The sequence below is a fragment of the Bradyrhizobium oropedii genome (assembly GCF_020889685.1).
GTDB lineage: Bacteria > Pseudomonadota > Alphaproteobacteria > Rhizobiales > Xanthobacteraceae > Bradyrhizobium > Bradyrhizobium oropedii.
On record NZ_JACMYO010000267.1, the window covers coordinates 1 to 9,131 of the forward strand.

The window sequence follows — 9,131 nt, forward strand, 5'->3', positions numbered from 1 at the left end:
GCATCTAACGATGCAATCCGACCTCTCCCCGCAAGCGGGGCGAGGTAAGAGCTCACACCGCCGGCGCGGGGAGGCCGTGAATCGCGCAGGCGGCGCGCAGCGTGTTGACCAGCAAGCACGCCACCGTCATCTGCCCGACGCCGCCGGGCACCGGCGTGATCGCGCCGGCGACGTTGAGCGCTTCCTGGAATGCGACGTCGCCGACCAGCTTCGGCTTGCCGCCGGGGACCGGAATGCGGTTGATGCCGACATCGATCACGGTCGCGCCGGGTTTCAGCCAGTCGCCGCGCACCATCTCCGGACGGCCGACCGCGGCATAGACCAGATCGGCCTCGGCGCAGAGTTTTGGCAGGTCGCGCGAGCGCGAATGCGCGATCGTCACCGTCGCGTTCTCATTCAGCAGCAATTGCACCAGCGGACGGCCCACCAGATTAGAGCGGCCGATCACGATCGCGTTCATGCCCTCGAGCGAGGCATGCACGCTCTTGGTCAGGATGATGCAGCCGAGCGGCGTGCAGGGCGACAGCGCGGCGAGGCCGCCGGCGAGCCGGCCGGCATTGTTCGGGTGCAGGCCGTCGACATCCTTGGCCGGGTCGATGGCGTTGATGATGGTCTCGGTGTGCAGCGATTTCGGCAGCGGCAGCTGCACCAGGATGCCATGCACCAGCGGATCGCGGTTGAGCCGCGCGATCAGCGCCAGCAGATCGGCCTGCGACACGTCCTCCGGCAATTTGTGCTCGAACGAGGCCATGCCGGCGGCCTGGGTCTGGGTGTGCTTGCTGCGGACATAGACCTCGCTCGCGGGATCGTGGCCGACCAGCACGACCGCGAGTCCCGGCGTCAGCGCATGGTCGCGCTTGACGCGGGCGACCTCGTCGGCGACGCGGGCGCGAAGCTCGGCGGCGATGGCTTTTCCGTCGATGATGCGGGCAGTCATGTCAGTCCTTCGTGTCTCGGTTCGGCGCGGTCGCAGTCAATTTCCTCAAGGTGTCGCCGAGCTGCCTCGGATCGCCGTCGACCGCCACCTGCTTCAGCCGCGAGGTGGCACCCGACAGCAGCTTCACCCTGGCCTTGGGCACGCCGAGCGCCTTGGCCAATAACTCCGTCACCGCCCGGTTGGCCTCACCGCCCTCGGCAATGGCGCGGACCCGCACCTTCACCACGGATCGGCCGTTGGCCAGCGTCTCGATCCCGTCGATGTCGTCGCGGCCGCCGCGCGGCGTCACGCGCAAGGCGATGCTGATGCCCTCGGTGGAATAGCGCCAAGGCTCCATCAACAAGGATCCATCAGCGGCGGTCCATCGCCAGGGATCAGATCACGTTGGGATAGATGTAATAGGCAATCACCCGCTGGATGAACATGATGATCAGGATCACGATGATGGGCGAGATATCGAGGCCGCCCAGATTCGGCATCACGTTGCGAATCGGCCGCAGCACCGGCTCGGTGATCCGGTAGAGGAACTCGGCCACCGCGGACACGAACTGGTTGCGCGTGTTGACCACGTTGAAGGCGACCAGCCAGGACAGGATGGCGGAGGCGATCAGAAGCCAGACATAGAGGTCGAGGACGATGATGACGATGTCGAGAACAGCGCGCATATGATGGGGGCTCGCGGGTGGGACGACCAGGTAAAGCGGCGCAACGAAACCGGACTTGAACCGCCAGCGCGCTTCTTGTTTGAGCAGGATCTTCTCGGAAAACCGCTACGTACTTCTCGCTAACGCGGCCCGCCGGGTCGGGATCATGCTCTAAATATCGGTTCGTCCCCCCGCAAACAAGGGAAGTTCCGGGCGGGAAAGCCCGAAAACCGCTGTTTCACCGTTCTTGACTTGGCCTTGGGCGGGACTGTAAATGGCGCCCGACTGACGGCCGGGACACTCAGCAACACCCGGTCGCGATGGGGCCATAGCTCAGCTGGGAGAGCGCGTCGTTCGCAATGACGAGGTCGGCGGTTCGATCCCGCCTGGCTCCACCACGCTTCGCCCTTCGGGCTACGCGTGGCGCAGCCACGAGTTGCCTGAAGGGCGAAGCGTGGTGTCCGGCGAAGCCCAAAGGGCGAAGACGGACTTTAGCCGGCACCCTCCCCCTCAGGTCCCCGTAAACCTTGGCGGCCGCTTCTCGACAAAACTCGCGACGCCTTCCCGGAAATCATTGCCCTTGAGCGCGATCTGCATCTCGCGGTTGGCGTCGATGGTGGCTTCGGCGAGGGTCTGGAACGGCACGTCGTAGACCTGGCGCTTGATAGTCGCGATCGCGCTCGGCGAGACGAAATCGGCGAGGTCGCGGGCATAGGCGTAGGTTTCCTCGCGCAACTTCTCCGGCGCGCAAAGCCGGTTGACGAGGCCGATGCGCAGCGCCTCCGCGGCGGACACCCGCCGCGCCGACATCAACAGATCGAGTGCGTTGGCGTGACCGACGATGTGCGGCAGCATCCAGCTGATGCCATGCTCGGCGATCAGGCCGCGCCGTGCGAAGGCTGTCGTGAACACCGCGCTGTCGGCGGCGAAGCGCAGGTCGCAATAGAGCGCGTGGACCAGGCCGATGCCCGCGGTGGCGCCGTTGAGCATCGCGATCACGGGCTTCTTGATCGCGGGATAGTAGGCGTAGCGCGTCTGCCAATCGGCGCGGCGGTTCATGTCGAACGGAATGTTCTCGCCGCGTCGGACCTCGTTGGGATCGATCCCTTTCAGCGCGTCCATGTCGGCGCCGGCGCAGAATCCGCGGCCCGCGCCGGTCAGCACGATGACGCGAACATCGTCGTCATTTGCCGCAGCCTCCATCGCGTGGCGGACGTCCCGCTCCATGATCGCCGTCCACGCATTCATGCGGTCGGGACGGTTGAGCGTGATGGTCGCGATCCTGTCGCTGACATCGTAGAGGATGTGTTCGTAGCTCACGGCGATCTCCCTGTGCCTTGTTGTTATTGATGCGCGCGGCGATACGGCCCGCGCGTGGCAGCCGACAGTAGCACATCCATCAGAATGAAAAGGCGGCGTGAAATTCCGCCGCGCGGCTATTCCGCGGCCTGCAGCATCACCGGCTGCGGCACCCGCGCGATCCAGCCATCGATGAAATGCGTCAGCCACGCGCGCTCGGCGGCATCGTGCACGGCGCGCTCGGCGAAGTGCTGATGACGCGGCTGCGCGCCCGGCGAATCCATCCGCGTGCAACCGCGCGCGGTCCAGCGATGCATCATCGCGTAGGTCACATCGGGATGGAATTGCAGGCCGAAGGCGTTGCCGAACTGGAACGCCTGCACCGGGAAATCATCGCCGGCTGCAAGCAAATCGGCGCCGGCCGGCAATTGAAATCCCTCGCCATGCCAGTGATAGACGCGCGCCGGCCAGTCCGGGCAAAGCGCGCGGCCCGCCTGCGTCGGCCTGACCGGATAATAGCCGACCTCGACACGGCCTTGCGGATGCGGCGCGACGCGAGCGCCGAGCTGCCGCGCCAGCATCTGCGCGCCGAGGCAGATGCCGAGGAACGGACGCTGCTCGCGCAAGGGAATTGCGATCCAGTCGATCTCCCGCCGCACGTAGTCGTCGGGATCGTTGGCGCTCATCGGACCGCCGAAGATCACCGCGCCGGCATGCGCATCGAGCGTGCCGGGCAGCGCGTCGCCGAAGCGCGGACGGCGGATGTCGAGGGGGTAGCCCAGCGCGCGCAAGGCGTTGCCGATGCGGCCGGGGGTCGATGTCTCCTGATGCAGCACGATCAGCACCGGCCGCAGCGGCGCCTGGTCCGAGGCCGGAGCTTTAGTCTGATCCTCGGGCGTGACCGCGGCCGGCCTTCGGTTTGCGAAGGGCACCACGACGCGGGTTTGGTCAGACCGGAGCGACATTGCCTCAGCTTGAAGGTTTGGCCTCTGCTTAAAGTTTCGGCACGTAAGGTGCGATCTTAGCTAAGTGGTCGTTAACATCGTGTGAGTTTGCGCACACCCAGGCGAAGCAAATCGCGGGCCAGAGACAGCCTTAACGACGATGCAAGGGTTGTTCTGGAGAAACTAGCGCTTGCGGAGCTGAAAGCCGCCGACCGCGGTCAGGATGAAGGAGCGCGGGAACAGCCGGAGCAGGAACGGCACCAGCTTGATGAAGGCGCCGGGCAGCACCGCGCGCTTGTTGGCCATCAGGCCGCGATAGGCCTGGCGGGCGACCTCATCAGGCGCGACGTTGAGGATGGCCGAATCGAACCCGGGAGCAAAGCCGGCACGATCCTGGAACTCGGACGGCACCGGACCAGGGCAAACCACAGTGACACGCACACCCTTCGGCGCCAGCTCGCAGCGCAACGCCTCGGAGAACGAGAGCACATAGGCCTTGCTGGCGTAGTAGACGGCCATGCCGGGGCCGGGCAGGAATCCTGCGATCGAACCGAGGTTGAGGATGCCGCCGCGGTTGCGAATCAGCTGGTCGGCAAAGCGCAGCGTCAAATCGGTCATCGCACGGATGTTGACGTTGATAATGTTGAGCTGTTCGGCGCGGTCGCGCTCGATGGCGAGACCGAACAGGCCGAAACCGGCATTGTTGACGAGATATTCGACCTCGACCCCGGCCGCGGTCAGGGCCTCGGCGATCCTGTCGCCCGCATCGGTCTGCTGGAGATCACAGGGAATCACAATCGGCGCCGCGCCGCCCGTGGCCGTGAGCTCGTCGGCGAGCGCCGTCAGGCGATCGACTCGTCGCGCCACCAGCGCCACGCGGTGACCATTCGATGCAAACACGCGCGCCAGTTCGGTGCCTATGCCCGCCGATGCCCCGGTTATCAGCGTCACACGCTCGGTCACGTTTCAAACTCTTACTGCAAATTCTAGTGAGGTCCCCAACGGGGCGACGAGAGCATAGGCATGCGGTGGGACGCAAGCCGCGTATGGGCTTGTGGACAGTCGCGGACCGCCGAATTGGCGATGAAACGCCAGATTTTCAGTCGGATCGCCCACAATCGCGATGGACATTAAAATTTCGTTATCCGTGACGCTGGCGACGATGCTCAGGCTTGCGCAGGTGACCGTGTCAGATTGCCGCGTCTGCGGTGCCCCACGGGCCCTTCGGCAGCTCCGCCTGCTTCTCGGCGACCCGGTGCTTGAGGTCGATGCGGTCGCGCGAGGAGATGCCGAGCAGATCGGCAGCCCGCCAGACCACGTTGTCCTCGAACTCGCTGACCTGGCCGTCGGCATAGACCAGCTCCCACATCATCTCGACGATGCGCAGCCGGCCCTCCTCATTCACCGAGCGCATGATCACGCTGGTAAAGTGATAGAGATCCACCGCCTCGCCCTCGACGCGCATGGCGGAGGCGATCAGCCTGTCGGCGGTGCCGGGATCGAGCTGGAAACGGCTCTCGATCAGGCTGTGCAGCTTGCGCGTCTCGGCAGGCGTCGGCTCACCGTCCAGCGAGACCACATGCACCAACAGCGCCGTCGCCGCGAGGCGATAGTCGCCGTCATCGAAAGCGCGGTCGGCCTGGGCATCGGGGGAGACGATATCGGCAATGAATTGGCGGAGTCCGTCGAGCATCGCTCTCTCTGTCGGATGAAACTGAAATGTATATGGCGTGGAAACAGAACCGACGCAATCCGCGCAGGTTCCCGCTGCGACATTACGTTTCGGCAAGCATTACGTTTCAGAAATATGACTACGGTATCTCGTACACCACGAGCTTGTCGGCAATGCCGCGCAACGCCGCTTCCTTCTGGATTGGCTTGATCGCCGCGCGATCGAGGATCCCTGCGACTGCAGCGGATTCCATCACCGGCTGGGTCAAATGGATTTCCTGCGACGTCGACAGGCTCTGCACCCTGGCTGCGATATTCACGGTCTGGCCGAAATAATCCTGCCGTTCGTTCAGCGTCACCGCGAGGCACGGCCCCTCATGGATGCCGATCTTGACGACCAGATCTTCCTTGCCGCGCTCGGTGTTGAGCTGCTTCATCGCCGCCCGCATGCGCAATCCTGCCGACAATGCGTGCTCGGGTCGGATGAAGGTCGCCATCACGGCGTCGCCGATCGTCTTCACCACGGCGCCGCGCTCGGAGGCGATGATCTCGAGCAGCGCATGGAAATGCGCACGCACCAGGTCGAATGCGGCGAGATCGCCGACCCGCTCATAGAGCGCGGTCGAACCCTTCAGATCGGTGAACAGGAAGGTCAGCGCGGTGATCTTCAGCCGCTGGTCGACGGTGAGGTTGTCGGCCCTGAACACATCGCGGAAGGTCTGGTTCGACAGCATCCGCTTCGCGGTCAGGATCGGCTTGCGCTTGCCGAGCAGCTTGTGCAGCGGATCGCCCGCAATCCACACCGAAGGCAGCACGCGAACGTCGGCGTGATTCTCCAGCGAGAGCCGCAGCGGCCCCGGCCGCATCGTCGAGGTGCCGGTCGGTGCATGCGACTTGTTGAACGCGATCGAGAATTGCTGGCGCTCGGTGGTCGGCTCGCCCTCGACGGCAAAGAAATGCGCCGAATGCGTCACCGGCTCGAACACGATGATGAACTGGTTCGGCAGATTGAGCGACAGGATCGCCTTCTCGCCGGCCGGCAATTCGAGCCCCTCCAGCGTCACCTCGTTGATCAGGGTCGACACCGAGCTCTCGTCGAACTCGATCCCCGAACTCCAGAACATCTGGCGGAAGTATTCCCAGATCGGCAGCGTGTTGGGATCGTGCGCGGCGATGTGGCGGACGCGCGGACTGACGGTGAAGGCAACCTCGACCTGCTCGTCGACGGAGGCCTCGTAGCCGGCTGCGCACAGCGCGCAATTATAGTCGTCATGGCGCAGCGACTTCAGCGTGGTGTGGGCATCGAGCACACCGCCACAACCCGGACACAGCACGTTCCAGCTCATGTCGAACAGGCCGAGCCGGGAGGCATGCAGAAAGCCGGAGATCACCTTCTCCTGGTCGAGCCCGGTTCGGTCCGCGAACTCCAGAGCGTTGATGCGATTGAGCTCGCGATCATGACCATCGGCGATCAGCTGCTGCAAGGCTTCGGCGACGGCCGGATCGGCCGTCTGCCTGAGGACTGCGAAATGGGCCTGCGTATCGCTCATGGTGAGCCCCTCGAGCATGATCCGGAAAGTGGAGACCGGTTTTCCGAAAAGACCATGCTCAAACGAAGAGATGAGCATCGGAACACCGCCGCGCAAGGTCAGCGCGGCTTGATCGTGAATACGGGCGAGCGGTTCGGCTGTGTCGTCACGACGCCGATCGGAAGCACCGGATCCTTGTCCGCCAGCGCGACGCGGAACGCGCCGATGATCTTCGCAAGCGCGAGCGTCGCCTCGACCAGCGCGAAATGCGCGCCGATGCAGACCCGTGCGCCGACACCGAACGGCAGATAGGCGAAGCGATCAGGCGGCGTTCCCGTCGTGAAGCGCGCCGGCACGAACGCATTCGGTTCGCGCCACAGCTTTTCATGCCGGTGCAGCAGCCACGGCGCGATCAGGATTACGTCACCCCTCCTGACCGGACGGCCGGCGATGGTGTCGGGCCCGCCCGCCGCACGCGCAATCAAAAACGCAGGCGGATAAAGCCGCATGGTTTCGTCGACCACCGCGCGGGTGAATTTCAGTCGCTCGATATCGAGCGTGCCATTCGCTGCCACGCTCCTGACTTCTGCTGCCAACTGCTCCTGGGTATCGGGATCGAGCGCCAGCAGATAGAGCGCCCAGAACAGTGCGGTCGCGGTCGTCTCATGGCCGGCCAGGATCATGGTGGCGACCTGGTCGCCGAGCTGCGCGTCGGTAAACGCCTGGCCGGTTTCGGGGTCACGCGCGGCGCCCATCAGGTCGAACAGGTCGCGGGCCGGCGCGTTGTCGTCCTTGCCGGCGGCGCGGCGCTCGGCCATCAGCTGGCCGACAAACGCGGTCCAGCGCTTGCGGAAGCGGGCGCGCCGGAAATCCTGCGGAGTGGGCCAGTTCAACGGTAGCAGCAGATCCAGCATGTGCGGCCGCGCCAGGGTGTCGCCATACTCCATCACGAAGTCGCGCAACGCCGCACCATGGCGGTCCATGCCGAACGAGAACATGGTGCGGCCGGCGATCTCCAGCGTCATCCGCTGCATCACCTCGCGCAGATCGACCGGGCCGCCGCTCGCGGCCTTCAGCTTGACGATGGTCTCGTCGACCGCCGCGATCATGTATGGCTCGAGCGTCGTCACCGCGCGCGGCGTGAACGCCGGCGCCAGCGTGCGGCGCTGATGCTTCCACGCGCGGCCTTCGGCGATCAGCAGTCCCTCGCCCAGCATCGGACGCAGCACGCGGATGCCGGCCGGCGTGCGGGTGTAGTTCTCGTAATTGTCGACCAGCACGTGGCGGATCGCGTCCGGCGTGTTGAGAATGAAGCTCGAGTGATTGAGAAAGCGGCCCTGAACGATGTCGTCCTCATAGGCCCGCTGGCCCCAGGTCTCGATCGGCGAGTTGCGCATCACCCGCATCCGCTGGAACGCGCCCATGTCGGCGGGCGCGCGCGGCGGAGCCGGCGGGACCAGGGGCCGCCGCGTGACCGTGATGTCGTAGACTTCGGCTATGCTCATGGTCGTCGCTTCCTGCCTCACGCAACGGCCGATCCGGCCATGCGATCCCGGCGCCATGAAGGCGCGCGGACCCCTTCACCAGACCTAATAAGTCAGCTCGGCAACCGCAATCCGGTTCTCCGATGCCGGCCAGGCCCGCATCACAATGCGCTCCCCGTTGAAGATCGCGGCCACCGGACGGCCGACATCGGCTGCGGCGAGCCGCAACGTCGTCACCGCATCGGTCGGCACGCCGGATTTGATATCCGCCGGCTCCTTGCCGTCGAACAGCACGATGTCGCGCGGCAGCCCGAAATAGCCGCGCGGCCGCGACATCAGCACGATGGCGCCCGCGCCGGAATCGGCCGGCGAGAGCGACCGCGCCGCGCGCAAATGCACGATCTCGGAGGAGCGCGGGAACGGCGAGCGATAGATATGCGTCGTCACCGCGTCAGGCGAAGTCAGCACGAATTCGAGCGGCCAGGACGAATCGACCTGCGCCGGACCCCAGCGGCCATCGGCGCCAGTCTGCGAGCTGTGCAGCGGGCCGCCGATGCGCTCGCCGGTCTCCGCCGACACACGATAAATGTCGACCGTGGCACCCGGCACCGGCCGGTTGGTCG

The 9,131-nt window shown here is 65.3% G+C and carries 9 protein-coding genes, 1 tRNA gene and 1 pseudogene; 1 reads left to right on the plus strand and 10 read right to left on the minus strand.

What is annotated here, in order from left to right; translation table 11 throughout:
* Positions 1-52: 52 nt before the first annotated feature.
* Genes folD through H8A95_RS39605 form a run of 3 tightly spaced genes read right to left on the minus strand, consistent with a single transcriptional unit; the run spans position 53 to position 1,602 of the window.
* A complete protein-coding gene (gene folD / locus H8A95_RS39595) occupies positions 53-937 on the minus strand; it encodes a bifunctional methylenetetrahydrofolate dehydrogenase/methenyltetrahydrofolate cyclohydrolase FolD (RefSeq protein ID WP_229187981.1) in 885 nt (294 codons plus the stop codon).
* Position 938: 1 nt separating this feature from the next.
* Positions 939-1,274: a DUF167 domain-containing protein gene (locus tag H8A95_RS39600; protein WP_229187982.1), complete on the minus strand. Its 336-nt coding sequence runs from the start codon at positions 1,272-1,274 to the stop codon at positions 939-941.
* A gap of 37 nt (positions 1,275-1,311) precedes the next feature.
* Entirely contained in the window at positions 1,312-1,602 is a 291-nt protein-coding gene (locus tag H8A95_RS39605) for a YggT family protein (RefSeq protein WP_021078230.1), read from the minus strand.
* Positions 1,603-1,903: 301 nt separating this feature from the next.
* Between H8A95_RS39605 and H8A95_RS39610 the strand changes: the two genes are divergently transcribed.
* Positions 1,904-1,979: transfer RNA gene (locus tag H8A95_RS39610), tRNA-Ala, on the plus strand.
* A 112-nt stretch (positions 1,980-2,091) separates the two neighbouring features.
* Here the strand turns inward: H8A95_RS39610 and H8A95_RS39615 are convergent.
* From H8A95_RS39615 to H8A95_RS39645, 7 genes and pseudogenes are all read right to left on the minus strand, one after another.
* On the minus strand, positions 2,092-2,901 hold the full coding sequence (locus H8A95_RS39615; protein ID WP_229187983.1) for an enoyl-CoA hydratase: 810 nt from the start codon (positions 2,899-2,901) through the stop codon (positions 2,092-2,094).
* Between the two features lie 116 nt (positions 2,902-3,017).
* The gene (locus H8A95_RS39620; protein ID WP_229187984.1) at positions 3,018-3,845 is read right to left on the minus strand and encodes a glutamine amidotransferase; all 828 of its coding nucleotides are present in this window, start codon (positions 3,843-3,845) and stop codon (positions 3,018-3,020) included.
* A gap of 162 nt (positions 3,846-4,007) precedes the next feature.
* Positions 4,008-4,787 (minus strand): SDR family NAD(P)-dependent oxidoreductase, encoded by a 780-nt coding sequence (locus H8A95_RS39625; protein WP_229187985.1) that lies wholly within the window; start codon positions 4,785-4,787, stop codon positions 4,008-4,010.
* 226 nt (positions 4,788-5,013) lie between these two features.
* Entirely contained in the window at positions 5,014-5,517 is a 504-nt protein-coding gene (locus H8A95_RS39630; protein WP_229187986.1) for a tellurite resistance TerB family protein, read from the minus strand.
* 118 nt (positions 5,518-5,635) lie between these two features.
* Positions 5,636-7,045: an adenylate/guanylate cyclase domain-containing protein gene (locus tag H8A95_RS39635; RefSeq protein ID WP_229187987.1), complete on the minus strand. Its 1,410-nt coding sequence runs from the start codon at positions 7,043-7,045 to the stop codon at positions 5,636-5,638.
* Positions 7,046-7,143: 98 nt separating this feature from the next.
* A complete protein-coding gene (locus H8A95_RS39640; protein WP_229187988.1) occupies positions 7,144-8,529 on the minus strand; it encodes a cytochrome P450 in 1,386 nt (461 codons plus the stop codon).
* Between the two features lie 84 nt (positions 8,530-8,613).
* Positions 8,614-9,131: pseudogene (locus H8A95_RS39645) on the minus strand (hydrolase); the annotation flags it as partial.